Source organism: Pararhodobacter marinus (assembly GCF_003122215.1).
Taxonomy (GTDB): Bacteria; Pseudomonadota; Alphaproteobacteria; order Rhodobacterales; family Rhodobacteraceae; genus Pararhodobacter; species Pararhodobacter marinus.
Map to the genome: position 1 here is coordinate 39,125 of NZ_QEYD01000010.1, position 26,920 is coordinate 66,044.

Annotated in this window: 28 protein-coding genes and 1 tRNA gene; 6 read left to right on the top strand and 23 right to left on the bottom strand. The window is 66.1% G+C overall.

Going from position 1 to position 26,920, the window contains the following annotated elements; all coding sequences use genetic code 11:
- Window positions 1–109: 109 nt before the first annotated feature.
- From C4N9_RS15825 to C4N9_RS15865, 9 genes are all read right to left on the bottom strand, one after another.
- Complete coding sequence (locus C4N9_RS15825) at window positions 110–874, bottom strand: amino acid ABC transporter ATP-binding protein (protein ID WP_109534328.1); 765 nt, start codon at window positions 872–874, stop codon at window positions 110–112.
- Window positions 871–1,995 (bottom strand): amino acid ABC transporter permease, encoded by a 1,125-nt coding sequence (locus C4N9_RS15830; RefSeq protein WP_109534329.1) that lies wholly within the window; start codon window positions 1,993–1,995, stop codon window positions 871–873. Before C4N9_RS15830 ends, C4N9_RS15825 begins: the two co-directional genes overlap by 4 nt.
- Window positions 1,995–3,116, bottom strand: a complete 1,122-nt coding sequence (locus tag C4N9_RS15835; protein WP_168192258.1) for an ABC transporter permease subunit — start codon at window positions 3,114–3,116, stop codon at window positions 1,995–1,997. Before C4N9_RS15835 ends, C4N9_RS15830 begins: the two co-directional genes overlap by 1 nt.
- 21 nt (window positions 3,117–3,137) lie before the next feature.
- Window positions 3,138–4,172: a transporter substrate-binding domain-containing protein gene (locus tag C4N9_RS15840; RefSeq protein ID WP_109534331.1), complete on the bottom strand. Its 1,035-nt coding sequence runs from the start codon at window positions 4,170–4,172 to the stop codon at window positions 3,138–3,140.
- A gap of 155 nt (window positions 4,173–4,327) precedes the next feature.
- A complete protein-coding gene (locus C4N9_RS15845) occupies window positions 4,328–5,056 on the bottom strand; it encodes a helix-turn-helix transcriptional regulator (protein ID WP_109534332.1) in 729 nt (242 codons plus the stop codon).
- Window positions 5,053–5,514: a RidA family protein gene (locus C4N9_RS15850; RefSeq protein WP_109534333.1), complete on the bottom strand. Its 462-nt coding sequence runs from the start codon at window positions 5,512–5,514 to the stop codon at window positions 5,053–5,055. Before C4N9_RS15850 ends, C4N9_RS15845 begins: the two co-directional genes overlap by 4 nt.
- A complete protein-coding gene (locus tag C4N9_RS15855; protein WP_109534334.1) occupies window positions 5,511–6,602 on the bottom strand; it encodes an aminotransferase class V-fold PLP-dependent enzyme in 1,092 nt (363 codons plus the stop codon). Before C4N9_RS15855 ends, C4N9_RS15850 begins: the two co-directional genes overlap by 4 nt.
- Before the next feature lie 383 nt (window positions 6,603–6,985).
- A tRNA-Ala gene (locus tag C4N9_RS15860) sits at window positions 6,986–7,061 on the bottom strand.
- Between the two features lie 221 nt (window positions 7,062–7,282).
- Entirely contained in the window at window positions 7,283–7,612 is a 330-nt protein-coding gene (locus tag C4N9_RS15865) for a TIGR02300 family protein (RefSeq protein ID WP_109534335.1), read from the bottom strand.
- 154 nt (window positions 7,613–7,766) lie between these two features.
- Between C4N9_RS15865 and C4N9_RS15870 the strand changes: the two genes are divergently transcribed.
- From C4N9_RS15870 to C4N9_RS15880, 3 genes are all read left to right on the top strand, one after another.
- Window positions 7,767–8,471, top strand: coding sequence for a M48 family metallopeptidase (locus C4N9_RS15870; RefSeq protein ID WP_109534336.1), 705 nt, complete (start codon window positions 7,767–7,769; stop codon window positions 8,469–8,471).
- A gap of 56 nt (window positions 8,472–8,527) precedes the next feature.
- Window positions 8,528–9,184 (top strand): GntR family transcriptional regulator, encoded by a 657-nt coding sequence (locus C4N9_RS15875; protein ID WP_109534337.1) that lies wholly within the window; start codon window positions 8,528–8,530, stop codon window positions 9,182–9,184.
- Between the two features lie 61 nt (window positions 9,185–9,245).
- Window positions 9,246–10,379: a peptidoglycan-binding domain-containing protein gene (locus C4N9_RS15880; RefSeq protein WP_109534338.1), complete on the top strand. Its 1,134-nt coding sequence runs from the start codon at window positions 9,246–9,248 to the stop codon at window positions 10,377–10,379.
- Here the strand turns inward: C4N9_RS15880 and ugpC are convergent.
- The 8 genes from ugpC to C4N9_RS15920 all read right to left on the bottom strand — a co-directional run bounded on the left by ugpC (window position 10,369) and on the right by C4N9_RS15920 (window position 19,568).
- Complete coding sequence (gene ugpC, locus C4N9_RS15885; RefSeq protein ID WP_109534339.1) at window positions 10,369–11,418, bottom strand: sn-glycerol-3-phosphate ABC transporter ATP-binding protein UgpC; 1,050 nt, start codon at window positions 11,416–11,418, stop codon at window positions 10,369–10,371. The genes C4N9_RS15880 and ugpC overlap by 11 nt on opposite strands.
- Window position 11,419: 1 nt before the next feature.
- Entirely contained in the window at window positions 11,420–12,268 is an 849-nt protein-coding gene (ugpE, locus tag C4N9_RS15890) for a sn-glycerol-3-phosphate ABC transporter permease UgpE (RefSeq protein WP_109534340.1), read from the bottom strand.
- A 10-nt stretch (window positions 12,269–12,278) separates the two neighbouring features.
- Window positions 12,279–13,163 (bottom strand): sn-glycerol-3-phosphate ABC transporter permease UgpA, encoded by an 885-nt coding sequence (ugpA, locus tag C4N9_RS15895; RefSeq protein WP_109534341.1) that lies wholly within the window; start codon window positions 13,161–13,163, stop codon window positions 12,279–12,281.
- A 76-nt stretch (window positions 13,164–13,239) separates the two neighbouring features.
- Complete coding sequence (gene ugpB, locus C4N9_RS15900) at window positions 13,240–14,562, bottom strand: sn-glycerol-3-phosphate ABC transporter substrate-binding protein UgpB (RefSeq protein ID WP_109534474.1); 1,323 nt, start codon at window positions 14,560–14,562, stop codon at window positions 13,240–13,242.
- A gap of 253 nt (window positions 14,563–14,815) precedes the next feature.
- Window positions 14,816–15,598 (bottom strand): polysaccharide deacetylase family protein, encoded by a 783-nt coding sequence (locus C4N9_RS15905; protein WP_109534342.1) that lies wholly within the window; start codon window positions 15,596–15,598, stop codon window positions 14,816–14,818.
- A 286-nt stretch (window positions 15,599–15,884) separates the two neighbouring features.
- Complete coding sequence (locus tag C4N9_RS15910; protein ID WP_109534343.1) at window positions 15,885–17,186, bottom strand: NAD(P)/FAD-dependent oxidoreductase; 1,302 nt, start codon at window positions 17,184–17,186, stop codon at window positions 15,885–15,887.
- 15 nt (window positions 17,187–17,201) lie between these two features.
- On the bottom strand, window positions 17,202–18,599 hold the full coding sequence (locus tag C4N9_RS15915; protein ID WP_109534344.1) for an aspartate aminotransferase family protein: 1,398 nt from the start codon (window positions 18,597–18,599) through the stop codon (window positions 17,202–17,204).
- 294 nt (window positions 18,600–18,893) lie between these two features.
- Window positions 18,894–19,568 carry a GntR family transcriptional regulator gene (locus C4N9_RS15920; RefSeq protein ID WP_109534345.1) on the bottom strand — a complete coding sequence of 225 codons (675 nt, stop codon included), beginning with the start codon at window positions 19,566–19,568 and terminating at the stop codon, window positions 18,894–18,896.
- Between the two features lie 114 nt (window positions 19,569–19,682).
- Here C4N9_RS15920 and C4N9_RS15925 point away from each other — a divergent pair, with 114 nt between their 5' ends.
- A complete protein-coding gene (locus C4N9_RS15925; RefSeq protein ID WP_109534346.1) occupies window positions 19,683–20,696 on the top strand; it encodes a P1 family peptidase in 1,014 nt (337 codons plus the stop codon).
- 3 nt (window positions 20,697–20,699) lie between these two features.
- Here the strand turns inward: C4N9_RS15925 and C4N9_RS15930 are convergent, their stop codons facing one another.
- The 5 genes from C4N9_RS15930 to C4N9_RS15950 form a co-directional block, all read right to left on the bottom strand.
- Window positions 20,700–20,906, bottom strand: a complete 207-nt coding sequence (locus C4N9_RS15930) for a Trm112 family protein (protein ID WP_109534347.1) — start codon at window positions 20,904–20,906, stop codon at window positions 20,700–20,702.
- Window positions 20,906–21,562, bottom strand: a complete 657-nt coding sequence (locus C4N9_RS15935) for an LON peptidase substrate-binding domain-containing protein (RefSeq protein WP_109534475.1) — start codon at window positions 21,560–21,562, stop codon at window positions 20,906–20,908. Before C4N9_RS15935 ends, C4N9_RS15930 begins: the two co-directional genes overlap by 1 nt.
- Before the next feature lie 48 nt (window positions 21,563–21,610).
- A complete protein-coding gene (trxA, locus tag C4N9_RS15940; RefSeq protein WP_109534348.1) occupies window positions 21,611–22,513 on the bottom strand; it encodes a thioredoxin in 903 nt (300 codons plus the stop codon).
- A gap of 105 nt (window positions 22,514–22,618) precedes the next feature.
- The gene (locus C4N9_RS15945) at window positions 22,619–23,338 is read right to left on the bottom strand and encodes a class II aldolase/adducin family protein (protein WP_109534349.1); all 720 of its coding nucleotides are present in this window, start codon (window positions 23,336–23,338) and stop codon (window positions 22,619–22,621) included.
- A complete protein-coding gene (locus C4N9_RS15950; protein WP_109534350.1) occupies window positions 23,335–24,474 on the bottom strand; it encodes a TauD/TfdA family dioxygenase in 1,140 nt (379 codons plus the stop codon). The genes C4N9_RS15945 and C4N9_RS15950 overlap by 4 nt, the downstream gene beginning before the upstream one ends.
- A gap of 233 nt (window positions 24,475–24,707) precedes the next feature.
- On the opposite strand from C4N9_RS15950, the gene C4N9_RS15955 reads away from it, so the two are divergent.
- A complete protein-coding gene (locus C4N9_RS15955) occupies window positions 24,708–25,604 on the top strand; it encodes a LysR substrate-binding domain-containing protein (protein ID WP_109534351.1) in 897 nt (298 codons plus the stop codon).
- Here C4N9_RS15955 and C4N9_RS15960 read toward each other — a convergent pair.
- Window positions 25,601–26,164 carry a TetR/AcrR family transcriptional regulator gene (locus C4N9_RS15960; protein WP_109534352.1) on the bottom strand — a complete coding sequence of 188 codons (564 nt, stop codon included), beginning with the start codon at window positions 26,162–26,164 and terminating at the stop codon, window positions 25,601–25,603. The genes C4N9_RS15955 and C4N9_RS15960 overlap by 4 nt on opposite strands.
- A gap of 66 nt (window positions 26,165–26,230) precedes the next feature.
- Between C4N9_RS15960 and C4N9_RS15965 the strand changes: the two genes are divergently transcribed.
- Window positions 26,231–26,920, top strand: coding sequence for a DUF4336 domain-containing protein (locus C4N9_RS15965; RefSeq protein ID WP_109534353.1), 690 nt, complete (start codon window positions 26,231–26,233; stop codon window positions 26,918–26,920).

Below are 26,920 nucleotides of genomic sequence, written 5' to 3' on the forward strand. Positions count from 1 at the left end.
TGGCGTGCGTCCCCTCGCCCGCCGGGCGACGGGCTCAGCGAACAGACACCCTCCTGTTCGGCCGGCTTAACGACCGGAGGCTCTGCGCAACCCGCTGTGATCGAGGCGTTCAATGCGCCAGAATACGGCCCAGGAACTCGCGACTGCGCTCGTGGCGCGGGCTATCGAAGAAATCGGCCGGCGGCGCCACTTCCAGGATCTGGCCGCGATCCATGAAAACAACGCGGTCCGCCACCTGACGCGCAAAGCCCATCTCGTGGGTCACGCAGATCATGGTCATGCCGTCTTCGGCCAAGGCAACCATCGTGTCGAGCACTTCCTGCACCATCTCGGGGTCCAAAGCCGATGTGGGCTCGTCGAACAGCATCAGCCGCGGGCGCATGCACAGGGCCCGGGCGATCGCCACCCGCTGCTGCTGTCCGCCCGAAAGCTGGCCGGGATACTTGTCCGCCTGATCGGCGATGCGGACCCGTGCCAGCAATTCGCGTGCATGGGCCTCGGCCGTGGCGCGGGTCTCGCGCAGGCTGCGCATCGGTGCGAGGATGCAATTCTGCAGCACCGTCATGTGCGGAAACAGGTTGAAATGCTGGAACACCATGCCGACCTGTCGGCGGATCTCCTCGATCTCGCGCTGCCCTGCCCTGCCCCGGGCCGCCGATCCCAGACCGTCCAGCACGATCCGCCCTTCCTCGAAACGTTCGATGCGGTTGATACAGCGGATGAGCGTCGATTTGCCCGATCCCGAGGGACCGCAGACCACGATCCTTTCGCCCTTCGCGACCTGAAGATCGACATCGCGAAGGGCGTGATAGGCCCCGAACCACTTGTTGAGGCCCGTGATGGACAGGAGCGGCGTTTCGGCTTTGTGGGTCATGATGCGCGATCCCTTGCGAGGTCGCGTTCCAGCCGGGCGCTGAACCGCGAGAGCGAAAAGCAGAAAACGAAATAGATGAGCCCGGCGAAAAGGTAGACCTCGATCCCGAAGCCCTGCCAGAGCGGATCGGCGACCGCGCGTTTTGCAGCCGTCATCAGGTCGAAGATCCCCACCACGACGACGATCGCCGTCGCCTTGAAAAAGCCGATGAAGATGTTGACGATCCCCGGAATGACGATGCGCAGGGCCTGCGGCAGGATCACGTCGCGCATCGACTGGGCATAGGTGAGTGACAGGGCCGAGGCGGCTTCGTACTGACCGGGCGGGATGGCCTGAAGCCCGCCGCGAATGACCTCGGCCAGATAGGCCGCGCCGAACAGCGTGAACGCGATCAGCACGCGCAACAGCTTTGAGACCTGCCAGTCGGCCGGCAGGAACAGTGGCAGCATTACGCTGGCCATGAACAGCACGACCACCAGCGGAACGGCACGGGCGAACTCGATCACCCCGACCGAGGCCGCCTGAAGCATCGGAAAGCGTCGTTGCTGGCGGGCCAGTGCCAGGGCGATGGCCACCGGGAAGGCCAGACCCAGCCCGAACGTCGACAGGATCAGCGTCACGGGCAGACCGCCCCACTGATCGTCCCCGACCGGCTCGAGCCCGGCAATCCCGCCGCGCATCAGGATCAGAACGGCGACCAGGAAAACGACCCATATTCCCGCCAGTGCAGGCCGCCACAAAGCGCGCTGCACCGAGAGGGCATAGAGCGCGATCATCAGCACGCAGGCAAGGCCGGGTCGCCATTGCAGGTCATAGGGATAGAGGCCGAACAGGATCAGGCGCAGCTTGTCCCCGATCACAGCCCAGCAGGCGCCCTCTGTATCCTCCGCGCGGCAGGCCTGACTGGCGTCGAGCGTCTCTGTCGGGCCGAAGACCGCGTCCAGCAGGGCCCAGTCCAGAAGCTTCCACGCGGCAATCGCCAAAAGCGCGCACAGGAGCAGCGTGCACAGGATGGCGCCGGGCCCGTAGAAGAAATCCTCGATCAGGATCTGGCGCAAGGTGCGACGGCGGTCGGGGGCCGGCCGGGCATCGGTTTCGGTCGCGGCAAGGTAACGGGACATCAGCGGTCCCCCCAGCTCAGACGGGCATTGATGAGGTTCATCAATCCGCTGAAGCCCAGCGACACCACAATGAAGAAACCGGCCAGCACCGCCATCACTTCGACGGCCTGTCCGGTATCGAACAGCACCGTGTTGCCGATCCCGACGATCTCCTGATAGCCGATCACGACGGCCAGCGAGCTGTTCTTGATGACGCCAATATATTCATTCGACATCGCGGGCAGCGCGACGCGGATGGCCTGGGGATAGATGACCGAGCGGCGGACGGTTCCGCCGGGGAGGGCCAGCGCCATCGTGGCCTCCCACTGGCCGCGCGGCACGGACTGGATCGCCCCGCGGATGATCTCGGCCAGAAACGTCGCGGTATAGAGGGTCAGTGCGACGACGATGGCGGCCAGTTCCGGCGACAGCGAGAGACCGCCATTGACCCGGAATCCCGCGATCTGCGGCACTGACATCGCCGGGCTTCGCCCGCTCAGAAGCCAGGGCAGGGCCATCGCCGCTATGGTCAAAAGGGTAAGCACCAGGTTGCCGGCCATCCACCCGCCGCCACGGCGGCGGATCGCCAGAAGGATCAGGCAGGTCACGATCCCGGAAGCGCCGGAGATCAGCCACAAAGGCTCGGCGGTGGGCGTGGGCAGGAAGAGACCGCGGTTGGTGACGAGCATCCCCAGCACGGGCTGCGATTCCCGCGGCGCGGGCAGTGCCAGCACCAGCGCGTAACACAGCGAGATGTGGATCAGCACCGGCACGTTGCGCACCATTTCGATGTAGAACAGGCAAGTGCCGCGCAACAAGCGGTTGCGCGACAGCCTGCCAAGCCCAAGTCCCAACCCCAATAGACTGGCCAGGACGATCACAAGCGCAGAGATTTTCAGCGTGTTCACCGCGCCGGCCAGAAGGGCGAGGGCATTGCTGTCCTCACCCGCCGTAAAGGCGAAGGGGGCGTTGGCCAGAGCGGTCCGCGCCGGCTCTGTCAGGAAGGCGAAGCCCGTCTCGATGCCCCTGCTGCGCAACTCGGCACCGGTGACGGCAAAGATCCACATCAGGCTCAATCCGACCAGGGCAAAGACCAATGCCTGCGCCCCGGCGGTGCGCCATCTCGACGGGAGCTTCGCCATCGCCATCCGGCCCCTCACCGATCAGCGCATCGGATAGGGGTATTGCAGCCCCCCGTCGCCCGCCAGACGGTTGGCGCCGCGGTCTGCGCCCGTCTGGCCGAAGTGACGCTCCCACATCTCGCCGTAATTGCCGACCTGCGCGATGATGTCATGCGCCCAGCTCGGCTCGAGACCGAGCGACTGGCCCAGCGTGCCGTCCATGCCGAGGAAACGCCGGATCGCCGGGCTGGCGTCATCGGCGAAGCTGTCCACATTCTCCGAGGTGATGCCGAGATTCTCGGCATTGACCTGCGCGATATGAGCGTAGCGCGCGATATCGAACCACAGCGGATCCCCCTTGCGCACGGCGCCGCTGAGCGGTTCGGCACTGATGATCTCGGGCAGGACGGTGAAATTCCCGGCATTGTCGCCCAGCGACGCCCGGAAGCTGATAAGCGCCGATTGGTCGATCATGTAGACATCGCAGCGACCTGCCAGAAAGGCCGCCCGCAGTTCTTCACCCTCAGCGAACAGGACCGGCGTAAACTCCATCCCCTGCGACGTGAAATAGTCGCGCGCCGTGACCTCGCCCGGCCCCTGAATCGAGCAGACATTCGCCCCGTCGAGCTCGGTCGCCGAGCTGACGCCAAGCGCGGTCGGCACCAGAAAGCCCGTGCCGTCGAAATAGTTGGTAGAGGTCATCTGCACGCCCGAGTCCGTCTCGCGCGACATGGTCCAGGTCAGCTGCGCGAAAAGCACGTCGACCTCGCCGGTCTGCAAGGCGGTCAGGCGCTGCGCCGGAACCAGCGGGACCCAGCGAACGGCATTGGCATCCCCGAGAGCTGCGGCCGCGACGGCGCGGCACGAATCCGCATCCATCCCCTGCATTACACCCTGCGAGTCGGGCAGCGAAAAGCCGAAGCTGCTGCCGATAACGCCACAGGCAAGCTCGCCGCGCTCGCGCACGGCTTCCAGGGTGGGCGAGGTGGTCTGTGCCGACGCGCTGATCGCCGCCAACAGCGTTCCCGCGCCAGCGAGCGCAGCCGTCAAAGTGATCTTTCCAGTCTTCAGTGGCATGGAAGTCCCTCCCTGGTGCCAGTCGATCCGGACCATCCGAGATTCGACATTTTAAGTAATTTTTGTTGGCAATTTTACTTTTTGTAGAAACGTTGCATACGCAAACCCTGCGGTCAACAAATTTTCGACTCCAAGTCGCATCAAGCCCGGGAATTCTACGTTTTGTCGAGATAGTTGTAGATCGTGTGGCGGGTCACCCCCAGCCGTTCCGCCGCCATCTCGACACTGGAGCGAACCAGAAACAAGCCGCGCTCGTTCATCAATCGTACCGCCTGAGCACGCTCATCGCGACTGAGGCTGTTGGGCGTGGTCGATACCGAAGCGATGCTTTCCTCAATGATCTTGCGCACCATCGTATCCACAGAGACCGTGGAATCGTCATCGCCATTCGCCGAGGTAACCGGCTGCGCGAACAGGCCGTCCACAAGTTGGCGCAATTGTACCAGGCGCGCGCGGTCGGCGTTGGCGCACAAGGCGGCGAACGCCCGCCCCTTGTCATCGCGGAACATCAGCGTCAGCGAGTCGAGCGTACGCCCGTCCGGAACGCGCGTGTGGTAATCCGCGATCACGGTACACGCCTCGTCGACCTCTCCATTCTCGATCAGCACCTTGAGCGCCTTGTCGTCGAATGGCCCGGAGATGATCGCGCTGCCGATCCCACGCCCGCTGATGTGGCCGTTCGAGATGGCGACCACCGAGGCGTCCGGTCGTGAAAGATCGTGAAGCACGAGTTCCAGATCCGGCCCCAGCAGCGCCGACGTGTGGTTGACCACCCATTTCAGGGTTGAGATGACGAGGGCGCGTTCACGGGCCGTCGACGGTATCAGGATAGGATCGGAGGTGGGATGCAAGGGTTCGCGCTTCTGGTTCAGGATCACCGTCATGGAGTGACCGCCACGATCATAGAGAGCTCCACGGGAAGATTCATCGGCAAAGCATTGGTCCCGACCGCAACCCGTGCGTGACGACCCGCCTCGCCCAGGACCTCCACCAGAAGGTCGGAGGCGCCGTTCATCACTAGATGCTGGCTGTGAAACCCCGGCGCCGACGCAACATAAGCCGTCAGGCTCTGCACCGCGACGATGCGGGACAGGTCGCCCAGTGCCGCCTTGAGCGCCGCCAGCGCATTCAGCGCCGTGAGACGGGCAGCCGCGATTCCCTGTTCGAGGGTGACGTCGCCCCCAACTTGCCCGGTGATCGTTGGCGCTCCGTCTTTCAGCGGCCCCTGGCCTGACAGATGCAGAATACCGTTATGCTGGCGCGCCGGAACATAGGAGGCCAGCGGCGCCTGAGCGGATGGCAATGTCAGGCCCAGCAAGGAGAGTCGGTCTTCGGGAGTCATGCGTCCTGTCCGGCTAGGGTGACGAGCGCGGCACAGCAGGCAGCGAGGTCGTCAGATGAATTGTAGAAATGCGGCGACAGTCTGAGCATTGCGCCGCGCGGGCTGGTGCGGATGCCGCGTTCATCGAGACTGCGCGCCAGCCCTTCCGGGTCCGGAACCTTCAGCGCGACGATCCCTGCCGCCGCCTCCGGCGGGGTCGCGACGGCAAAGCCATCCGCGATCAGGCGCGCGGAAAGCTCCGCCTGCAGCTTGGCCACCCGGTTCTCGATCCGCGCATGGCCCAGCTTCTCCAGATAATCGAGCGCAGCCCCGAGCACGAAGATGCCCGGATAATTGGCATGAGAATGGGCAAGCAGCCGGGACGGCGCGAGATTCGCGTAGCCCCTTTGCCGCGGCTCCAGCCGCTCCCTCAGGGCGGGCCGGACCACGCCCAACCCAAGGCCGAAGCCGGCAAGCGTCCACTTGAAGAACGACGTCACGTAGACATCGGCCAAGGACGCATCGACCGGGATCGCGCCCACGGCATGGACCCCATCGACGGCCAGAAGGGTGCCCCGCGCCCGACAGGCCGCAGACAATCGTGCCAGATCCACCCGCGTGCCGGTCTCCCAATGCACATGCGAGACGGCCAGCAGGCTGGCCCCCGGAAGGGCGTCGATCAGCGCTTCGGTCCGTTGCGCCTCGTCCGCAATCGGCACCCGGGCGACCGTGATACCCCGGGACTTCAGGTCTTCCAGAGCAGCCTTGACCGAGGGGAAGTCGTCGTCCGGCACGACAACCCGCTCACCCGCCTTCAACGGCAGGGCCTGAAGGGCCCGTGTCAGAGCATCCGTACTGCTCGACGCGAAATCGATCCAGTCCGCCTCCACGTTCAAGAGACGCGCCAGAAGGCCGAGGACGCGCCGGCGCTCGGCCATCCAAAGCGGCTGAGCGTCGTAACCGCGTGACTGCAGTTCACCATACATGCGCGCTGCGGCCTCCCCGGTGCCCGGCGCGGCCAGCCCGGTCGCTGCGGTGTTCAGGTAGATGCACCGATCCAGATGGGGAAAGTCCCGACGGAAATCCAAAGTATCAATGGTCTCAGACATGTATTTCCCGACACTGGGCGCATTGAGAACGCGCCTGCCCTCTTGGGGAGTTTACACATGGATCCATGAGAGTCTACAAAAAGTCGAAACATGCACATAGTGTAGAAAGTTGCTCGCGTCGAGTTTCGCACCGCTTCGCTTATCCCGCATCACCAAGAGCGCGGGGGTCGGGAGCGACAAGCCCCTTAAAGCGGTTCTGCAGGGTATTTCATCGATGCCGATGCGGAATCACGTGGTCACGGGGGTCCGGCGGAGCAGGCCCGTGGTTCTGGCCATTCGCTCTGCTGCTTCCGTCCCTAGGCCGAGGCGGGTCCTGCAGATACCGCGAACGAAGAAGCCCCGCCAATGGCGGGGCCTTCTGGGCACGAGGTGCTTGGTAAGTTTGGTGGAGCCAAGGGGAGTCGAACCCCTGACCTCTTGAATGCCATTCAAGCGCTCTCCCAACTGAGCTATGGCCCCACCGAGGTGCATCCCATCGGGCTGCGAGGGGCGGTGTATGGGTTCGCGCGGTACAGATCAAGAGGAAAAATGCACGCGCGGACGAATCTCGTCGCGCGCCGCGGGATCGGGCCGAGGCGGCGCACGCCGCGAGCGGCCCCGGTACCTGCCACGCCGAAGCCAGAACGCAAACGGGCGCCCGTGACGGGGCGCCCGTATTCTCTGCGCTGAGCGTCCGGGGCTCAGCTGTCGTCTTCGCTGTCGTCGGCGACATCGCCCAGATCGTCGAACGACACGGTATCGTCGTCCTCGTCCTCGAGCAGTTCGTCGTCGGTCTCCACCGCGACATCGTCATCATCGTCGAGCAACACGTCTTCGCTCTCGGAATCGGATTTGGGAGCGGATTTCGACTTGTTCGATTCGGTGGCGGCGGTGACGCCCTTGCGGCCCGGCTGCTCCGTGGGAACGACCTCGCCGGTGTAGGGGCTGATCACGGGCGTCTTGTTCAGGTCGTAGAATCGCTTGCCCGTCGTCGGGCAAAGGCGCTTTACGCCCCATTCTTCCTTGGGCATTGACAATCCTTCCCATGCTTTGGATCGACGCCCGTTGCCATAGTTGGATTGCCTTGTCAAAGCCTTTCGGGCGATGTTTGGTGCCACGGGGTGCCGGCCCCGGGGGTCGCCGCCCCGACTCTGTCCTGCCTGCTGCCTGACGCAAGGAAGATCCATGCCCGCCCAGACCGAGACGATCGAATTGCCCGGCGATCCGCCGCTTTCGGTACGGCTGAAACGCTCACGCCAGGCCCGGCGGGTTTCGCTGCGCGTCTCGCGGCTGGATGGGGCAATCACGCTGACCGTACCGGCGCGGGCCTCGATGCGCCACGCGATGGCCTTTCTGACCGAACGCCGCGACTGGCTGGACCAGGCCGTGGCCGGGACCGAGTCCCCGCTTGCAGTGACACCGGGCGTGGCGATCCCGGTCGAGGGGCGGATGCTGACGCTGGAAGCGGCACCGATCCGCGCCGCCCGGATCGAGGGTGCGCACCTGCTGGTGCCGCGCCAGCGCCCGGCAGCCGCCGCGCTGGCCTTCCTGCGGTTGCAGGCCCGCGACCGGCTGGCAGGGCGCGTGGCAGCCCACAGCGCCGTCCTGGGGCGCCCTGCGGGCAAGCTGACCCTGCGCGACACGCGCTCGCGCTGGGGGTCCTGCACGGCGACGGGCGATTTGATGTTCAGCTGGCGACTTATCATGGCGCCGCCGCGGATCCTGGATTACGTCGCCGCGCATGAGGTCGCGCACCTGGTCGAAATGAACCATTCGGCGGCTTTCTGGGCACAGGTGCACAGGCTGTTTCCCGCCCATGACGAGGCGCGGCGCTGGCTGAAGACCGACGGCGCGGGGCTGCACCGCTATCGCTTCGAGCCGATGGTCTGAGCCCGCTCTCTTGTCCATCTTGACGCCCCGTGCGGATTTGTGATCACGCTTCGGACATGGAAGTTCCCGCCCGCCCCGGCCCCGATGCCTCGTCCCTCTCGGCGCATGACCGCGTCTACCGCACGCTGCGCACGCGGGTGATGCATGGTGAATTGCTGCCCGGGCAGCCGCTGACCCTGCGCGGGATCGGCCGCGAATTCGGCGTGTCGATGACCCCCGCGCGAGAGGCGATCCAGCGTCTGGTGGCCGAGGGCGCGCTGACGATGTCGGGATCGGGCCGCGTGCAGACGCCGGAACTGGGCAACGAGCGGATCGAGGAACTGGCGACGATCCGCGCGCTTCTGGAGCCGGAACTGGGCAGCCGCGCCCTGCCCCGCGCGCATTCCGCGCTGATCGACCGGATGGAAGCGATCAATTCGGCGAATACCGATGCCGTGTTGCGCAGCGATGCGGTGACCTATGTGCGCACCAATCTGGAATTCCACCGGACCCTCTATCTGCGCGCGCAATCGCCGGCGATGCTGGCCATGGTCGAAACGCTGTGGCTGCAGCTGGGGCCGACGATGCGGGCGCTCTATGGCCGCCTGCGCCGCAACACGCCGCCGCCGCATCACCGGATGATCCTGGCAGCGCTGAAAGCGGGGGACGAACCGGGGCTTCGGCTGGCGATTCGCACCGATGTGACGCAGGGCCTGCGGCATCTGACGCAATAATCGGTGAGCGACGCATTACGACGGTAGACAGAACGCCGCCTGCATGCCGAAAATACGGGGCATGGTAAGCAAACTCGTCTCCGTTCTGTCCCTGACGATCCTGGGCCTTGTTGTGTCCCCGGTGGTCTTTTCGTCGCCGGTCCATGCGCTGTCCGCGCATGTGCGATGCCTGCAGGATCAGCTGAATGCCGCGGGCTATCGCGACGGGCCGGTCGACGGGCAGGTCGAGGACACCACGCGCGGGGCGCTGGAAAACTTCGCGCGGGATCACGGGCTGCAGATCCGGTCCGAGCTGACCTCGGACAACGCGGTGACATGGTGCCGGCGGCTCGGGTTGAACGATCCGGCCCTGCGCGCCTATTGGCCCTCGGCCCGGAGACCGGTGGCGTTGTCGATCGCGCATGATATTCCCCGCGATCTTGCCGAGCGGGTCGAAAACCGGCTCGAGGCCGAGATCCGCTCGCTCAGCGCGCTCCTGGGGCTGGATCTGTCCGCGACCGACGACGTGATCGTGGTTCGCAACGAAACCTGGCGTGAATCGCTGCCCCGTATGCAGGCGCTGCGCGGTGCCGGGGACAGCCCGTTCTTCGCGCAGGCGATGGAGCGGCACTGCACCGGCACCAACCGGCTGGGCGGCTGGACGGTGTCGGGACTGACGATCTTCTGCCTGCGCAACGACGCCGTTCTGGGCGAGACGTTTTCCGAACGCGACCTGCGCCATGCCCTGCGGCACGAGGCGGTGCACCTGATCCAGCATCAGGTTTCCGCGCTGCGGGTGCGGCGGATCAACGAAACGCCCGGCTGGGATCCGCACGAATTGCCGATCTGGATGGCCGAGGGCACGGCGGTGATCCTCGAAGGCCGCTATCCCGCGCAAAGCGCCGTCAGCACCGCCGACCGGCGCCTGCTTTCCACCTTCGACAACCGCGACTGGCCCGATCTGCGGCAGCTGGAGACGCGGCTGGGGCTGAAGATCGATTACGACGGCGTCTATCTGGGCGGCGCGGTGGCGGTGTCTTACCTGATCGCCCGGCATGGCGGGTATCGCGCGCTGGGAAATCTGTACGAGCGCATGGGCGAAGGCCGCCACTTCGACAGCGCCTTTGCCGAGGCGTTCGGTCTGCCGCTAGCGGGCTTCTATGACGAATTCGCCGCCTTGGGCCGGACGGGCACGGACGGGCTGCTCAGCCGCTGACCCGCCGGCCGCTGGCCGTGTTGAACGGGTGCAGCGCGCCAAGCGGGACATGCAGCGTGATCGCCGCGCCTTCCTGCATCGTCGGCAGGCCGGGAATGCGAACGGTGATCGGCTGATCGTTGCCGTCGAGCGACACGTAGATGTGGCTTTCGGCGCCCGCGGGTTCCAGCAGCATCACGCGCCCGCTCAGGGACAGATGCGGCTCGGCGGGGGCGCTCAGCAGCATGTCGTCGGGCCGCATCCCGACCAGATCCGTGCCCGCAGGCAGGGTCGAGGGTGCCGCGCCCCGGTCGCGCAGATAGCCCATCTCGATCATGTTCATCGCGGGCGACCCGATGAAGCCCGCGACGAACAGCGTCTCGGGGCGCTGATACAGCTCCATCGGGGTGCCGACCTGCTCGATCCGGCCCGCGTTCAGCACCACCAGCCGGTCAGCCAGCGTCAGCGCTTCAAGCTGATCGTGCGTCACGTAAAGCGAAGTCGTGCCCAGCCGTTTCTGCAACTGCCGGATCTCGACACGCATCTGCACCCTGAGCTTGGCGTCGAGGTTCGACAGCGGCTCGTCGAACAGGAAGGCCGAGGGCTCGCGCACCAGCGCGCGGCCCATCGCGACGCGCTGACGCTGGCCGCCCGACAGGGCGCGCGGCTTGCGCTGAAGGTAATCGCCGATCTGCAGCATCGCGGCGGCCTCCTGAACGCGGCGCTCGATCTCGGGCTTCGCCACGCCCTGATTGCGCAGGCCGTAGGCGAGGTTGTTGTAGACCGTCATATGCGGGTAAAGCGCGTAGTTCTGGAACACCATGGCGATGTCCCGGTCGGCGGGTTCGAGGGTGTTCACCACCCGGTCGCCGATGCTCAGCGTGCCGCCGGTGATCGTTTCAAGCCCCGCGACCATGCGCAGAAGCGTGGACTTGCCGCAGCCCGACGGGCCCACCAGCACGATCATCTCGCCGTCGGCAATATCCAGGCTGATGCCCGTCACCGCCTTCACGCCCCCGGGATAGACCTTGTGCAGGTCGTCCATCACGATGCGGGCCATGTTATTTCTCCGTCTCGGTCAGGCCCTTCACGAAGAGCCGTTGCATGAACAGGATCACCAGAATGGGCGGCAGCGCGGCCAGCACGACGGTGGCCATGACCAGATGCCACAGCGGTTCGCTGTCGGCGCCGGTCACCATGCGCTGAATGCCCATGACGACGGTGTAATAGCCCTCGTCGCTGGTGATCAGAAGCGGCCAGAGATACTGGTTCCAGCCATAGATGAACATGATCACGAACATCGCCGCGATGTTGGTGACGCTGAGGGGCAGCAGGATGTCCCGGAAGAACTTCATCGGACCCGCCCCGTCGACGCGCGCGGCTTCCAGCATTTCCTCGGGCACGGTCATGAAGAACTGCCGGAACAGGAAGGTCGCGGTGGCCGAGGCGATCAGCGGGATCGTCAGCCCGGCATAGGTGTTGAGAAGGTTGAGATTCGCCACGACCTCGAAGGTGGGCACGATCCGCACTTCGACCGGCAGCATCAGCGTGATGAAGATGATCCAGAAAAAGAAGATGCGGAAGCGGAAGCGGAAATAGACGATGGCAAAGGCCGACAGCAGCGAGATGGCAATCTTGCCCACGGCGATCATCATCGCCATGACGAAGCTGTTCCACAACATCAGCCCGATGGGCGGCGCGCCTGCGGTCGAGCGGCCCTGGAAAATCACCTCGCTGTAATTCTCGATCGCGTGGCTGCCGGGCAGAAGCGGCATCACGCCCTGCAGGAAGGTGCCGGGCGCATGGGTCGAGGCGATCACCGCCACATAGACCGGGAACACCACGATCCCCACCCCGAGGATCAGGATCAGATGTGCAAGGAAGGTGCCGAAGCGGTCGTTCTGTACCATCGCGGGACCCTCAGTAATTGACGCGGCGTTCGATCCAGCGGAACTGGATCACGGTCAGGACGATGACGATGGCCATCAGGATCACCGATTGCGCCGCCGACGATCCCAGGTTGCCGCCGACGAAACCGTCGCGGAACACCTTGTAGACAAGGATATTGGTGGCGCGGGCGGGGCCGCCCTCGGTCGTGGCATGGATCACGCCGAACGTGTCGAACATCGCGTAGACGACATTGACGACCATCAGGAAGAAGGTGGTGGGCGACAGCAGCGGGAAGACGATGGTCCAGAACCGCTTGATCCGGCCCGCGCCGTCGATGGACGCCGCCTCGATCAGCGATTGCGGGATGGATTGCAGGCCGGCCAGGAAGAACAGGAAATTGTAGCTGATCTGCTTCCACGCGGCGGCGATCACCACAAGAATCATCGCGTCGGTCCCGTCCAGCCGGTGGTTCCAGTCATAGCCGAAGCCCTGCAGCATGTAGGGCACGATCCCGACCGAGGTGTTGAACATGAACCACCACAGCACGCCGGCGATGGCGGGGGCCACGGCATAGGGCCAGACCAGAAGCGTGGTGTACCAGTCGCGCGACCGCAGCATCCGGTTGACCATCACCGCGAACAGAAGCGACACGGCCATGGCCAGAAAGGTGGTGGCGACCGAAAAGATCGCCGTGGTCTTCATCGCGTCCAGATAATGCGGGTCGGCGAAGAGACGTTCGAAATTCCGGAACCAGACAAAGGTCGAGCGCAGCCCGAACGGATCCTCGCGCAGCATCGACTGCCACAGCGCCTGGCTGGCGGGCCAGACGAAGAAGACCAGCGTGATCAGCACCTGCGGCGCCAGCAGCGCGTAGGGCAGCCATCGGCTGGAAAAGGTCATGCGCTTGGTTTGCATGGGCCGGGCTCCGGTCGCGGGTCGTGAATGCGGGACGGGCGTTGCCGTCCGTCCCGCGCGTCAGAAATCCGTCAGCTTACTGCATCGACGATTCGAAATCGCGCAGCAGGGCGTTGCCGCGCTCGACGATGTTGTCGGCGGCTTCCTGCGCCGACACCGAACCGACCAGCATTGCTTCCATCTCTTCCGAGATGATGTCGCGGATCTGCAGATAGTTGCCGAAGCGCAGACCGCGCGAATTCTCGGTCGGCGGGTTCAGGTTCATCTGCATGATCGACACATCGGCGCCGGGATTGGCGTCGTAATAGCCCTGCTCTTGCGACAGCTCGTACGACGCCTGCGTGATCGGCAGGTAGCCGGTGTTCTGGTGCCACCACGCCTGCTGCTCGGGGGTCGAGAGGAACTCGAAGAAGCGCGCGACGCCTTCGTAATCGCCCTCGTCATGGCCCGACAGGGTCCACAGCGTGGCGCCACCGATGATCGAGTTCTGCGGCGCGCCCTCGACATCGTCGTAATAGGGCAGCATCGCGTAGCCCACGTTGAACGGCGCGTTGGCCATCACGCCCGCGCGGCCGGCCGAGCTTTCCATCATCATCGCGCATTCGGCCGAGTAGAAGGTCGGACCCGCATCGGGGCCATCATTGCCGCCGGCCCATTTGAAGATGCCTTCAGACTGCCAGCGCGCCAGGTTTTCCCAGTGACGGATCAGCGGCTCCTGCTGGTTCAGGACCAGCTCGGCGTCGAACCCGGCGAAGCCGTTCTGCTGGGTGCCCAGCGGCAGGTTGTGCAGCGCGAGGAAGTTTTCAAGCTGGATCCAGGACGGCCAGCGGGTGGTGAAACCGCAGGTCGCCGCGCCCGAATCGATGATCTGCTGCGAGAATTGCTCGACCTCGGCCCAGGTGGCGGGCGCCGTTTCCGGGTCCAGACCGGCGGCTTCGAACGCGTCCTTGTTGTAATACAGGATCGGCGTCGACGAGTTGAACGGGAAGGACAGCATGTTGCCGTCGGGATCGGTGTAATAGCCCACGACGGTGGGGATATAGGCTTCGGGGTCGAATTCGACGTCGTGCTCGGCCATCAGCTGGTAGATCGGGATGATCGCACCCTCGGCGGCCATCATCGTGCCGGTGCCGACCTCGAAGACCTGCAGGACATGCGGCTGCTCACCGGCGCGGAAAGCGGCGATAGCGGCGTTCATGGCTTCGGAATAGGTGCCGCGATAGCTGGGCACGACGACGTAATCGGACTGCGATTCGTTGAAGGTCGCCGCCGTCTCTTCGACCAGCTCGCCAAGGCGGCCGCTCATCGCGTGCCACCACTGGATTTCGGTCTGGGCCATGGCCGCGGCAGGCGCGACAAGGGCCATGGCCGTGGCGGCCATCAGGCTTTGCTTGAACATCAGGGGTCCCCCCATTGGTTTCGTCAGTATTGCGCACGGGTTCGCGAAACCGCTCCCCACGGTCCCGCGGGCGCGAATTTCAGCACTTTGCTGCGATATTCTTCGTTTGTGAAGGGTATATGACGGAAACCGAAAATGTTTCGACGTCTCGCTGTCACATCCCGCGCGCCGGACCCGTTTTACAAAGGCGCGAAACGCGAACAGCGCGGCCCCGCGAGAGGCCGCGCCGTTTCAGGTCCGGTCTTGCCGGTGCTCAGCCGCGATGCTGGTGGCCCGAGGCGCTCACATAGCGCAGCCCGCGCGGCCCCCAATGCGGCCAGGCCAGCAGGTCGGACATGGTCACGGGCTCAAGCCCGCGCGCCAGGATCCCCTGCAAGGCTTGCGGCACGGCGCGGATCGTCGGGCCGTGGATGTCATGCGCCAGGATCACCGCGCCGGGACGCGCGCCGCGCACCATGCGGTCGGCCACGACCGACACGCCGGGCCGGCGCCAGTCCTGCGGATCGACGGACCAGACCACCGTGGACAGGTTGCGCTGCTGGAACAGCATGTTCATCTGCCGGTGCGAAAACGAGCCGTATGGCGGGCGCATCGTCACCGGCACGGCGCCGACCGTGTCCCAGACGATCTGCTGGGTTCGGTCGATCTCGCGCAGGACATTGCCGTCGCCCAACTGCGCCAGCACCGGATGGGTCAGCGTATGATTGCCGATCTCGTGTCCCTCGGCGACGATCCGGCGCATGATCTCGGGGTAACGCTGGGCGTTGCGGCCGATCACGAAGAACGTGGCCTTGGCGTTGTATTGCGCCAGGATATCCAGCAGCCACGGCGTGTTCTGCGGATGCGGTCCGTCATCGAAGGTCAGCGCGACGCGCGGGCGCGTGGTCTGAACGGCGTTGAGCGACACCACCTCATGCGTGCGCGCAAGGCGCGGCATCGGCGGTTGCGGGACCGCGGGCACGCTTTGTGCCTGCGCGGTCGAAGACAGGCCCACAGACGCCGTGCCGGCAAGGCACATCGCCCCGAGCCCGGACATGAAAGTCCGTCGGTTTTGATTGGTCACACTGTCCCCCGACAGTTGTGTTGGCAGCTTTCGGAGTCCTACGAAGCCGCCCTGCAGGCGGGAAGGATGAATCCGTCAAACCTGTCGTTTGGCGCGTATCATGCGACGCAAATGCCACAAAACATGGGGATTTCGCCGCTTTCGCGACGGACTCACGGCGCGTGGCGCAAGCCGGACGGCATCGGCGGGACACCGCCCATGCCCTAAATTCCCGCTATGCGTGTGCTCCCTTCCCGGGCAGCAGCGAATCAGCGCCGCGTCAGAGCCGGTCGCGCAACGAGAACCAGACCATTGCCAGCACCATCAGCGGCCAACGCAGCGTGGCCCCGCCGGGGAAGATCGGACTGGGCACCGAGGCCATGACATCGAAGCGCTCGGCCTGACCGGCAATCGCCTCGGCCATCAGCTTGCCTGCCAGCGTCCCCATCGCCACGCCATGGCCCGAGAACCCCGCCGCGCTCAGCACATTGCCCGAAAGCCGGTCGACATAAGGCATCCGGTTGAAGGCGATGCCCAGCGTCCCGCCCCAGGCATGGGTGATCTCGATACCCTTGAGCTGCGGAAAGATCTCTTCCATCGGCTTGCGAACCTTCGCGGCGATATCACCGGGAAACCGGTAGCCATAGGATTCGCCGCCGCCGAACAAGAGCCGGTTATCTTGCGAGAACCGGAAATAGTTAATGACGAATTTCGAATCCGCGACCGCGTGGTTCTCCCTGATGATCCCGGCGCGCTCCTCGTCGCTCATCGGCCGGGTGGCGGCGATGAAATTGTTGATCGGCATCACCCGGGCCGAGATTTCTGGCTCCAGCCGGCCGGCATAACCGTTCACCCCCAGCACAAGGAACTTCGCGGTGATCCGCGCCGCGCCGGTTTCGACGCGGGCGGGGTCGCCCTTGGTATAGGACACGACGCGGGACTGCTCGAAGATCCGCACGCCCGCCGCCTGAGCCGCGCGCGCCAGCCCCAGCGCGTAGCGCAGCGGGTGCAGATGCCCGCCGCCCAGGTCGATATCCCCGCCGTGATAGCAGGGCGAGCCGACCATCGCGCGCATCTCGTCGCGGTCCAGGGGGCGGATCTGATCATAGCCGTATTCGCGCGCCATCTTCTCGGCATAGCGGTGGAACTCGGCGACGTAGCGCTCCTTGTGCGCGGCATGGATGATGCCCGGCGCATAGCCCGCATCGGGGGCGTGCGCCTCGGCCAGAGAGCGCGTCAGGTCCACCGATTCCAGCGACAGGTCCCAAAGACTGCGCGCGGCCTCCTTGCCGACCATGCCTTCCAGCGCTTCCTGGTCCAGCCGCTGGCCGGTGCCGACCTGCCCGCCATTGCGCCCCGAGGCCCCGAACCCCACGCGCTGCGCTTCCAGCAGAATCACGTCATAGCCCCGCTCGGCCAGGTGCAGCGCCGCGGACAGCCCGGTAAAGCCGCCGCCGATGACACAGACATCGCAGCTCAGCGCGCCCTGCGCGGCCGGGAAGGGCAGCAGAGGGTCGGTGCTGGCGGCGTACCAGCTCGCCGGGTAATGCCCCGGCGTGTCATTGGCGGTCAGCAGGTCCATGGGGTCCTATTCCGATCAGGACGCCTTTTTCAGCAACCCTTCGGATTTGAGCTGCGCATAGGCTTCATCCAGCGCCAGTGTAGCCCGATCGATCAGGATGTCGATCTCGTCCGTGGTCATCACCAGCGGCGGCGAGATGATCATGCGGTCATAGACATGGCGCATGATGACATTGTTGGCGAAGCAACGCTCGCGGGTGATGTAGCCTGCGGTGCCCGCATCGGCGGCAAACCGCGCGCGGCTGCCCTTTTCCGGCGTCAGCGCCAGCGAGCCCATCATGCCGATGAGCTTCGTCTCGCCCACCAGCGGGTGATCGCCCAGCGCGTGCCAGCGTTCGGCCAGATGCGGATGGGCCACGTCGCGCACATGCTCGACCACGCCCTCTTCCTCCATGATGCGCAGGTTTTCCAGCGCGATGGCGGCGGCTACCGGGTGGCCGGAATAGGTGTAGCCGTGGTTGAACTCGTCCGAACCGATCACTGCCGCGACCTCGTCACACACGACCGAGCCGCCGATCGGCGCATAGCCCGAGGACAGGCCCTTGGCGATGGTCATGATATGCGGCATGATGTTCAGCGTCTGGCTGCCGAACCAGTTGCCGGTGCGGCCGAACCCGGTGATGACCTCGTCGGCAATCAACAGGATGCCGTATTTGTCGACGATGCGCTGGATCTCGGGCCAGTAGCTGTCGGGCGCGATGATCACGCCGCCCGCGCCCTGCACGGGTTCCGCGATGAAGGCCCCGACCCTGTCGGCGCCGATTTCCAGGATCTTTTCCTCCAGCTCGCGCGCGCGCTTCAGGCCGAATTCCTCGGGCGTCATGTCGCCGCCCTCGGCGTACCAGTGCGGCTGGCCGATATGGACGATGCCCGGGATCGGCAGGTTGCCCTGCTCGTGCATCGACACCATCCCCCCGAGGCTGGCGCTGCCCATCCCCGAGCCGTGATAGCCGTTCATACGCGAGATGATGACCGAGCGCTCGGGCTGGCCCTTGAGCGCCCAGTAATGGCGCACCAGACGGATGTTGGTCTCGTTCGCCTCCGACCCCGACGAGGCGAAGAACACATGGTTCAGATCCCCGGGCGCCAGTTCGGCGATGCGCGCCGCCAGCGCGATGGCGGGCACATGCGAGGTCTGGAAGAAGGTGTTGTAATAGGGCAGCTCGCGGATCTGGCGCGCGGCGGCCTCGGCCATCGAATCGCGGCCATAGCCCACGTTGACGCACCACAGGCCGGCCATGCCGTCGATGATCTCGTGCCCGTCGCTGTCGGTCAGGAACACGCCCTTGGCGCGGGTGATGATCCGCGCGCCCTTCTTGCCCAGCTGCGCATTGGTGGTGAAGGGGTGCATGTGATGCGCCGCGTCGAGCGCTTGCAGCTCGGCCGTGGGCATATGGTTGGTGATCGTGCGCATGGCGGAACCTCCTTTTGCCCCGCGAAGGCGGGGGATTCGCTGCACGATACGCATCCGGACCGGAACGCGCAATGGAATTTGATCAAATTAATCCGAAGGCGGCTTCCGCTCCCGGCGCCCACGCTCCCCGCGCCTTCCCATCGCGCACCCCGAAGGCCCGCATGCCTGCCCATCTTCGTTCCGGAAATATCCCGGGGGTCCGGGGGCAGAGCCCCCGGCCGGTCGCCCGAGACCTGCAGGGCGCAGCCCTGCCGGGCGAGGGCGAAACCCCTCCCCCGCGGCTTTCCGCCATTCTCAGCCCTGCAAGCGCGCCTCGGCCTGAACCCGCTCGATACCCTGCCGGATATCGCCGTCGATGGCCCGCGCCAGCGCGGCCGCGTCGCGCTCACGCAAAGCGGCAATGGCGTCCTTGTGCCGGTCCGGCCCGATCTCGTTCTCCGACGTCATCACCACCCGCAGCGAAGGCGCGAAGCGCAGCCACAGAGAGCGGGTGAGCGAGGTCAGGATCGGCGCCTCGGCCGCCTCGTAGAGCCGGAAGTGAAAGCGGTAATTCCCCGCCAGGTATCCGCGCACGTCATCCGCGGCGATGGCCGCGTCGATCTCGGCATCGATGCGCTCCAGCGCGTCGATCTGTCCGGCATCCAGACGCGGCAGCGCCAGCTCGGCCAGACGCGGCTCCAGCGCCAGCCGCGCAAAGGCCAGCTCGTCCGCCTGCGACGGGGTCAGCCGGGGCACCGAGACGCGGCGATTCTCGTGCAGGACCAGCGCACCCTCGGCGGTCAGGCGCCGGATCGCCTCGCGCACCGGGGTCATGCCCGCCCCCAGCTGCGCGGTGATCCCCTGGATCGTGACCTTCTGTCCCGGCACCAGCTCGCCGAACATCGCCATGTCGCGCAGGCGGCGATAGGTGGCCTCGTGTTCGGGCAGCTTTCCGGGCGTTCCCGGTGCGACAGGGTCGTTCGAGGCCATGGGATCCGCGACAATCTGATCAAAACCGGACGCTATCGCAGATTGCCGAGCGTGCCTAGACGTTTACGCCCAAGGCAAGCAGGCATAGCGTGGCTGCACAAACAGGAGGCTCGGATGACGACGCAACGCATTCAGCACGATCTCGGCCCCCGCGCCGGGCGCCGGAACCTGATCACCGACGTGCCCGGCCTGAGCGTCGGCAATGCCCGCGACGACCGGATCAAGACCGGGGTGACGGTGCTTCTGGGCGACGAACCGATGGTGGCGGGCGTGCATGTCATGGGCGGCGCGCCGGGCACGCGCGAGACCGATCTGCTGGCGCCCGACAAGATGGTGCAGGCCGTGGATGCGGTGGTTCTGTCGGGGGGCTCGGCCTTCGGGCTGGCTGCGGCGCAGGGGGTGATGGACGCGCTGGCCGAACAGGGGCGCGGCTTTGCCGTGGGTCCCGCGCGCGTGCCGATCGTACCGGGGGCGATCCTGTTCGACCTGATCAATGGCGGCGACAAGGCCTGGACGGAAAACCCCTATCCGCGTCTCGGGCGCGGCGCGCTGGCCGCCTGCGGCAGCGACTTCGCGCTGGGATCCGAGGGCGCGGGCACCGGCGCGCTGGTGGCGGGCCTGAAAGGCGGGCTCGGATCGGCCTCGCAGGTCTTGTCGTCGGGCGTCACAGTGGGGGCGCTGGTCGCGGTCAATGCGCTTGGCAGCGTGACGGTCGGCGAGGGCCCGCGCTTCTGGGCCGCGCCCTTCGAGATCGGCGCCGAATTCGGCGGTCTGGGCATCGAGACCACGCCCGCCGCCATGATGCCGCCGCCGATCAAGCGGCTGGGCGAGGCCACGACCATCGCCATCGTCGCCACCGACGCGGCACTGACCAAGCCGCAGGCGACCCGGCTTGCCACATCCGCGCATGACGGGCTGGCGCGGGCCATCGTGCCGGCGCACACGCCCCATGACGGGGATCTGGTTTTCGCGGTTTCGACGGGTCAGCGGGATCTGCCCGATGGCGCGGCGCTGGAGCTGGGCCATGCGGCCGCTCTGGTGCTGAGCCGGGCCATCGCGCGGGCGATCCACGCCGCACGCCCGATGCCGGGCGATGTGCTGCCCGCCTGGCGCACGCGCTTCGGCTGACGCTTACTCCAGCTCGCGCGCTTCCGAGGCCAGCATGATGGGAATCCCGTTGCGGATCGGGAAGGCCAGATGCGCGGTGGCCGAAATCAGCTCCTGCGCATCGGCGTCATAGCTGAGCTGGCCCTGCGTCACCGGGCAGACCAGCGATTCCAGCATGTGGCGCTCGGCCCGGGGGCCTTTGTCCTGCGCGGCACCACCCAGTTCACCCATCACTGCATCCTGTCGTTGCTGTCGCCGCCGCGCGCCCCGCGCATGGCGAATTCCATCAGCGTGACCAGCGTCTCGCGCCGGGTCGTCAGCGACGGCGCTTCCAGAAGCGCCTGGCGTTCCTCGGGCGGGAAAGGACAGAGCATGGCCAGCGCGTTGATCAGCAGCTCGTCCTCGGCCTCTTTCAGGCTGTCCCATTCGGTCGACAGCGCCATCGCTTCGAAATAGCGGGTCAGAAGCGCCATGAACCCGTCGCGGTCCAGCGCGGGATCACGCTCGGCATGGCCCAGATCCGGACCGAAATCCGACCAGTCCACCTGCGCCTGCCGGTAGGGCATGGCGGTCTCGGTGCGCTCGGCCCGGACGCGGAACCGGCTGATGCCGGTGAGCGTGATCATGTAGCGCCCGTCCTCGGTTTCCGAGAACGCGGTCAGGCGCCCGGCACAGCCGATGGCATGGAGCCGCTCGCCAGCCCCGCCCGGCGTCGGGCGCGGCTGGATCATGCCGATCAGCCGGTGCCGCGTGGCCATGCAATCCTCGATCATCTGCAGGTAGCGTGGCTCGAAGATATGCAGCGGCAGCTTGGCGCGCGGCAGAAGCAGCGCGCCCGGCAAGGGGAACAGGGCGATCGTTTCGGGGAGGTCGGTCGCGGTGAGCATCCCCCTGACATAGTGCGCGCCCGGCATCCGGCAAAGGGTCCGGCGCGGTTATGCGAAGATCATCGACGACAGGCGGCGACGGCCCTTCGATACCAGCGGATCGTTCGGCTTCAGCGCCTCGAAGATCGTGAAAAGCTGTGTCTTTGCAGCGCCCTCGTTCCAGTCACGGTCGCGGCGGAACAAGTCGAGCAATTCGTCGATCGCCCCGGCCACATCACCCTTGGCATGCAGCGCCTTCGCCAGGTCGAAACGGGCCTGATGGTTGTCGGGCTGGTCGGCCAGAACCGCGCGCAATTCGTCCACCGGGCCCGCATTCTCGGCCTGACGGGCCAGCGCCAGCTGGGCGCGGGCCGCTTCGACCTCTTGCGACGTCGCGATGGAAGCGGGGGCGTTGTTGATCAGCGCCTCGGCCTGATCCAGAGAGCCCGCGGCGATCTGCACCCGGGCCAGCCCGCCCAGCGCGCGCGCATTCTCGGGCTCTTCGGCCAGCACGGCGGCGAAGACTTCGGCGGCATCAGCCAGCGCGCCTTCGGACAGCATCGTCTCGGCTTCGTCCAGCGCCGCACCCAGCCCGTCATCCCCGCCCATCGCGGCGAGTTTCTCGACGAAGGTCTTCAGCTCGGAAGGCGGCAGCGCGCCCTGGAAGGCATCGACCGGCTGGCCCTGGAAAAAGGCATAGACCGTCGGGATCGACTGGATGCGCAGCTGGGCCGCGATGTTCTGGTTCTCGTCGACATTGACCTTGACCATCTTCACCTTGCCCTTGGCGGCGGTGACGGCGGCTTCCAGCGCCGGGCCAAGCTGTTTGCAGGGGCCGCACCACGGCGCCCAGAAATCGACGATGACCGGCACTTCCTGGCTGGCTTCGACGACGTCGGCCATGAAGGTGGCTTCGCTTGTGTCCTTGATCCAGTCGCCCGCTTGCGGCGCGGCATCCAAATTGCCCAGCATGGCATCCTCTCAGCGTTGTGTTGCCCCCTATATGCGATCACGGGCCTTGTGATCCAAGGGGCAATTCACGCGCCATCAGGCCGGATCCGCGCGCCCGGGTCCGAATCAGAGCGGGACCTGCGCCTTCTGCCAGGCGAAATGGCGATCCGCCATGCCCGCATAGGACCGCCATCCCTCTGCCGTGTGCTGCGCGACCGCGTCGGACAAGACGGCCAGTTTCTGCCCGGTCGAGCGGGTCAGGATCATCGTCTGCGCGGCCTTCTCGAAGAAATAAAGGTCTTCGAACGCGGCGGCGACAGTGGGCGCGATGAACGTCACGCCGTGATTGCCCATCAGCAGCACGTCCTTGTCCTCCAGCGAGCCGGCGATGCGCGCGCCTTCTTCCTCGGCATCGGCAATGCCGCCGAAATCGAGATCATAGGCCACGCGCCCGAAGAACCGGCAGGTATTGTTGTCGAGGGGCAGCATGGTGGGATCGGCCAGGCAGGCCAAAGCCGTGGCATAGGGAGAATGGACATGCAGGATCACCCGCGCGCGCGGCAGGGCGCGGTGGATCGCGCCGTGGATGCACCAGGCCGAGGCATCGGGTGCGTCGGGCCGGTCCAGCACGCCGGTATCGTCGGAATGCAGGTCCAGAAGGTCGTCGGGGCCGATCGTGGCGAAATGCTGCCAGCGGGGGTTCAGCAGGAACCGCTTGCCGTCCTCGGACAAGGCGGCGCTGAAATGGTTGCCGACGCTTTCGCTCCAGCCCAGCCTGTGGGTGATGCGGAAGGCAGCGGCGAGGTCGTCGCGCAACGCGGCTTCGGAGGCGATCATGTCCCTCATGCCTTGAACCGCCCCTCGCTGACCAGTGCGCGGTAGGTCGAGCGCATTTCCGACCGATCCGCATAGGTGCCGCGCAGGAACCGCTCGCCCGAGGTCGCCACGTAGCCGGCGCGGCCATGCACGATGCGGTGATTGTCGAACACCATGCACTCGCCCGCCTTCATCATGAAACGCATCATGTATTTCTTTTCCTGCAGCATTTTGCCGAACCGGCAGAAGGCGGGATAATACTCGTCCAGAAGGTGCTGATCGAGATCCAGCAGGTCCAGCATGTGCTGGCTGATCGTCAGCCCCGAGACCTCGCCGTAGCGGTCCAGCTCGATCACCGTCTGCCGCGAGCGCATGTCGTAGCTGTCATGCTCGCAGAAGAACGGCACGTCGATGGTCGACAACAGTTCGAACCCGCGCGGGTCGCGTTTGCGGAAATCGTTGGCGACCGCGACGCCGTCCGAATAGATGCTCTCGCCCCCCTGGACCGAGTTCCGGCGGCAATGCAGGAACTGGATGCCGGGCGCGAATTCCTCGGCCGGGGTGTCGGTATGCAGCTCCAGCGGGCCGGCGGTATAGGCCGTGTTCGTCGGGTTGATGTGGGTATAGACGTCGAAATAATCGCCGAAGAAGGTCGGCCGCACCGCGCCCATCAGGTTGACGGTCTGGGTCAGCGCCTCGTCCGTGTCGGGCATGTCGGTGACGATGGCGAGCCCTTCGACGATCAGCGCCTCCAGCCAGCGCGCGCGCTGCCCGGGCTCTGCCATCAGCGCAGCATGGCTGAACCGCGGAATCGCGGGGTAATGGTCGGAATACCATGCGCGGCGGGGCAGATCGGCGGGATCGGGGCGCCGCGCGCCGTTCCGGAAGCCTTCCAGCCATGACAGCGGCATCCGCGTGACGTGATCCTCATGCGTCCAGTGCAGCACCAGAGCGTCACCGTCCACCATTGCGCTTTTCACCATCGGCGCGGTGTCGAGATGGAAGATGTCGAAGCTGCGTTCGCGCGTTACCGGGCTGAACGAGGTCGGATCGTTGTCGCGCAGCCAATAGGCATTGAAATAATGCATCGCGCCGTCGCTCAGACGGATTTCGACCCCGGTCTCTTTCACGTCGACGGGGATCTGGGGGGCGGTCATGATGTTCATGCGGGTCTCGGTCGTCAGGGGTTGCTGGGCAGGGGCCGAAGCCGGTTGGTGCCACCATCCCACGCGACCTGCCGGACAAACAGGCGGGATCGGCTGAAGATAAGTTAAGTCCTGGCTTAACCTTTGACCCTTCCGGCGCACCGGCCTATGCGCCTCCTTGGGCCCGCGCATCTTGCCCCTTTCGCCGCCCGGCTTTTCGCGACAGGCTGGCGTAAACACCGTCCGGAAAAACCATGGAACGCTTGCCCCCTCTGCGCCTGCTCGTCACTTTCGAGGCCGTTTCGCGGCTGGGTTCGATGCGCGAGGCGGCGGCGGTGCTGAATGTCAGCCAGCCCGCCGTCAGCCAGGCACTGCAGATGCTGGAAGACGATGTCGGCGCCAAGCTGCTCAACCGCGGCACGCGCCCGGCCAGCCTGACCGATGCGGGCCATTTGCTGGCGCGCGCGGTGCGCGGCGGGCTGGGGCAGATCGCGGCGGCGATCGAGGATATCCGCGCGCTGAGCGGCAACGAGGACCGCCACGTCACCGTCAGTTGCACGCTGGGCATGGCGACCTATTGGCTGATGCCCCGGCTGTCGGATTTCTACGCGCGGTATCCCGATATCGCCGTCAACGTGCAGGCCCCGCCCAGCGACCTGCCGACGCTGGCGCCCGGTATCGACATCGCCGTCCGCTACGGCAGCGGCGGCTGGCGTGAAGGCGTGACGCAGATGCTGTTCCCCGAGGAAATCTGCCCGGTCGGCACGGTGCAGCTGGTCGAGCGCCTGCTGGCGGCCGGGACCGGGCTGGATCATGCGCCGCTGATCCACGTGCGCAGTCCCAACAATCAGCATTGGGCCGGATGGGAGGATTACCTCGCCCAGCGCGGGATCGCCCGCCAGCGGCTGGGCGGGCAGAGCTTCAACAATTACGTGCAAGGCGCGCAGGCGGCGCTGGACGGACGCGGGCTGATGCTGGGCTGGCGCTCGATCACCGCGAAGCTGGTGATCGACGGCGCGCTGAAGGAATGGCCCGGGGGCGCGATCGACGTGGGCACGGCCTATTACGTCACCTCGGCGCAAAGGCTCTCGCACGGGGCGCAGGCGTTCCTGGACTGGCTGGTCGAGATCGCCGCGCGCGACCGGTTCTAGGCGCCGATCCCTTCGACCAGCAGCCTGAGGATGCGCCGGATCTGCCCCGGATCGAACGCCGCGCCGGCCAGGACCGACGTCATGTGCTGCGCGTAGATCCCCAGCAGCATCAGGGCCAGGAAATCCGCGTCCTCGTCGCGCCGGATCACGCCCTGCGCCTGGCCGGCGGCGAGGGTGTCGCGGATGATGCGCTGGAAAGACGGCCGGTCAGGCGGGGGGCTGAGGGCGGGCCGGATCCGCGGCGACAGCGCGAAGGCCGCAAGCTCAGGGAATTGCAGGCACCAGCCGGCGCTGTCGGCCAACATGACGGCCAGCAGGTCCAGCGCGTTCTCACCCGCGTCGATCCGGTGGCGATACCGCGGTTCCGAGGCCGCCTCGGCGCGCAGGACCAGATGCCCGGCGATGTCCTCTTTCGAGGCGAAGGCGTTGTAGAGCGTCTTGCGCACCACGCCCGCGCGTTGCGCGATATCCTCCATCGAGGTCGCGCCATAGCCCTGATCGCGGAACGCCTGCTCAGCGGCATCAAGGATCGCGGATCGGGTGCGGACGCGGCGGTTCATGGCCCGAATTTACACACTTGTGTATTTTATGCCAGCGCTTATCCTTTCCGACAGAAAGGACCTTTCATGCTCACCGCTTTCGGCCCGCAGATCTGGCTTTCCGACGGTCCCGTGCTGACGGCCGCGCTGGGGTTTCGCTATCCGACGCGGATGGCGGTTATCCGGCTTGGCGGTGGCGATCTGGTCGTCTGGTCGCCCGTCGCGCTGACGGACGCCCTGCGCGCCGCTCTGGCCGGGCTGGGCCCCGTCGGGCATGTCATCGCGCCCAACAGCCTGCACGACACGTTCCTTGCCGGCTGGGCCGCGGCCTTTCCGCAGGCGGTTCTGCATCCAGCGCCCGGAATCGCCCGCGCGCATCCCGATCTGACCTTCGCCGATACGCTTGGCGACCGCGCCCCGCCTGCCTGGGCGCAAGAGATGGATCAGGTCGTGTTGCGCAGCGCGATCACCGACGAGGTGGTGTTCTTCCATCGACCCAGCAGCACGGTCCTGCTGACCGATTTCATCCAGCAATTCCCGGCAGGCTGGCATCGCGGCTGGCGCGGATTGATCGCGCGGCTGGACCGGATGACCGAAGCCCGGCCCACCATGCCGCGCAAGTTCCGGCTGGCGCTGAGGGACCGTGACGCGGCAAAGCAGGCCGCCCGCCACATCCTGTCATGGCCCGCCCAGCGCGTCGTGATGGCGCACGGCACCCCCGTAACCGCGGAGGCACAAGAGGTCCTGAGGCGCGCTTTCGGCTGGCTGACGGACTGA

Bases quoted from the DNA above. Each gene is read 5' to 3' on its own strand.
- C4N9_RS15825 (WP_109534328.1), bottom strand. From the start codon at position 874: ATGACCCACAAAGCCGAAACGCCGCTCCTGTCCATCACGGGCCTCAAC.
- C4N9_RS15830 (WP_109534329.1), bottom strand. From the start codon at position 1,995: ATGTCCCGTTACCTTGCCGCGACCGAAACCGATGCCCGGCCGGCCCCC.
- C4N9_RS15835 (WP_168192258.1), bottom strand. From the start codon at position 3,116: ATGGCGAAGCTCCCGTCGAGATGGCGCACCGCCGGGGCGCAGGCATTG.
- C4N9_RS15840 (WP_109534331.1), bottom strand. From the start codon at position 4,172: ATGCCACTGAAGACTGGAAAGATCACTTTGACGGCTGCGCTCGCTGGC.
- C4N9_RS15845 (WP_109534332.1), bottom strand. From the start codon at position 5,056: ATGACGGTGATCCTGAACCAGAAGCGCGAACCCTTGCATCCCACCTCC.
- C4N9_RS15850 (WP_109534333.1), bottom strand. From the start codon at position 5,514: ATGACTCCCGAAGACCGACTCTCCTTGCTGGGCCTGACATTGCCATCC.
- C4N9_RS15855 (WP_109534334.1), bottom strand. From the start codon at position 6,602: ATGTCTGAGACCATTGATACTTTGGATTTCCGTCGGGACTTTCCCCAT.
- C4N9_RS15865 (WP_109534335.1), bottom strand. From the start codon at position 7,612: ATGCCCAAGGAAGAATGGGGCGTAAAGCGCCTTTGCCCGACGACGGGC.
- C4N9_RS15870 (WP_109534336.1), top strand. From the start codon at position 7,767: ATGCCCGCCCAGACCGAGACGATCGAATTGCCCGGCGATCCGCCGCTT.
- C4N9_RS15875 (WP_109534337.1), top strand. From the start codon at position 8,528: ATGGAAGTTCCCGCCCGCCCCGGCCCCGATGCCTCGTCCCTCTCGGCG.
- C4N9_RS15880 (WP_109534338.1), top strand. From the start codon at position 9,246: ATGGTAAGCAAACTCGTCTCCGTTCTGTCCCTGACGATCCTGGGCCTT.
- ugpC (WP_109534339.1), bottom strand. From the start codon at position 11,418: ATGGCCCGCATCGTGATGGACGACCTGCACAAGGTCTATCCCGGGGGC.
- ugpE (WP_109534340.1), bottom strand. From the start codon at position 12,268: ATGGTACAGAACGACCGCTTCGGCACCTTCCTTGCACATCTGATCCTG.
- ugpA (WP_109534341.1), bottom strand. From the start codon at position 13,163: ATGCAAACCAAGCGCATGACCTTTTCCAGCCGATGGCTGCCCTACGCG.
- ugpB (WP_109534474.1), bottom strand. From the start codon at position 14,562: ATGTTCAAGCAAAGCCTGATGGCCGCCACGGCCATGGCCCTTGTCGCG.
- C4N9_RS15905 (WP_109534342.1), bottom strand. From the start codon at position 15,598: ATGTCCGGGCTCGGGGCGATGTGCCTTGCCGGCACGGCGTCTGTGGGC.
- C4N9_RS15910 (WP_109534343.1), bottom strand. From the start codon at position 17,186: ATGGACCTGCTGACCGCCAATGACACGCCGGGGCATTACCCGGCGAGC.
- C4N9_RS15915 (WP_109534344.1), bottom strand. From the start codon at position 18,599: ATGCGCACGATCACCAACCATATGCCCACGGCCGAGCTGCAAGCGCTC.
- C4N9_RS15920 (WP_109534345.1), bottom strand. From the start codon at position 19,568: ATGGCCTCGAACGACCCTGTCGCACCGGGAACGCCCGGAAAGCTGCCC.
- C4N9_RS15925 (WP_109534346.1), top strand. From the start codon at position 19,683: ATGACGACGCAACGCATTCAGCACGATCTCGGCCCCCGCGCCGGGCGC.
- C4N9_RS15930 (WP_109534347.1), bottom strand. From the start codon at position 20,906: ATGGGTGAACTGGGTGGTGCCGCGCAGGACAAAGGCCCCCGGGCCGAG.
- C4N9_RS15935 (WP_109534475.1), bottom strand. From the start codon at position 21,562: ATGCTCACCGCGACCGACCTCCCCGAAACGATCGCCCTGTTCCCCTTG.
- trxA (WP_109534348.1), bottom strand. From the start codon at position 22,513: ATGCTGGGCAATTTGGATGCCGCGCCGCAAGCGGGCGACTGGATCAAG.
- C4N9_RS15945 (WP_109534349.1), bottom strand. From the start codon at position 23,338: ATGAGGGACATGATCGCCTCCGAAGCCGCGTTGCGCGACGACCTCGCC.
- C4N9_RS15950 (WP_109534350.1), bottom strand. From the start codon at position 24,474: ATGAACATCATGACCGCCCCCCAGATCCCCGTCGACGTGAAAGAGACC.
- C4N9_RS15955 (WP_109534351.1), top strand. From the start codon at position 24,708: ATGGAACGCTTGCCCCCTCTGCGCCTGCTCGTCACTTTCGAGGCCGTT.
- C4N9_RS15960 (WP_109534352.1), bottom strand. From the start codon at position 26,164: ATGAACCGCCGCGTCCGCACCCGATCCGCGATCCTTGATGCCGCTGAG.
- C4N9_RS15965 (WP_109534353.1), top strand. From the start codon at position 26,231: ATGCTCACCGCTTTCGGCCCGCAGATCTGGCTTTCCGACGGTCCCGTG.